This window comes from Streptomyces sp. NPDC087906 (genome assembly GCF_055584925.1).
Window position 1 is genome coordinate 267 of the sequence record NZ_JBVJLC010000031.1, and the last position, 547, is coordinate 813.

The following is a 547-nucleotide window of genomic DNA, read 5'->3' on the forward strand; positions in this document are numbered from 1 at the left end:
ACCACGGCCACGGTGAGCACGGCGCTGAACAGGGTGGAGGCCAGCGCGGGAGCGGCCAGCCAGGCCCGGGCGGTGCGCTTGCGGATGTTCGGGTTCATCGGGTCACCACCGGACGCTCGATGTCCAGGTGGTTGACCTCGCTGATGACGCCGCGCAGTTCGAGGTACCGGGCGGTCATGTCGGCGGCGACGACCGAGCGGTGCCGGCCTCCGGCGCACCCGAAGGCGACGCGGACCGGGGCTCCCGGGTGGCCGGGGCCGGCCAGGAAGCCGAGCACGCAGCGCTCGATGCCGCGCAGCGTCTCCTGGATGCCGGGGGTGCCGAGCACGGTGCTGACCACCATGCCGTCGCGGCCGGTCATCTCCCGCAGCTCGGGGCGGACGTGCGGGTCGCGGAAGTGGTCGCGCAGGTCCACGACCAGGTGCTGACCGGCGGGCGGCTCGGCGTGCAGGAAGCCGAACGAGGTCAGGTGGACCTGCGTCCGGCTCTCCCACAGCTCGGTGAGCTGGGCACCGATGGTGGAGAGCCGCTGGTCCAGCGGCGTGGG

General features: G+C 73.5%; 1 protein-coding gene. It reads right to left on the minus strand.

From position 1 onward, the window contains the following. Positions 1-94 precede the first annotated feature (94 nt). On the minus strand, positions 95-547 hold a 453-nt coding region (locus ACZ63I_RS35030), incomplete at its 5' end, for a RapZ C-terminal domain-containing protein (protein WP_469343581.1).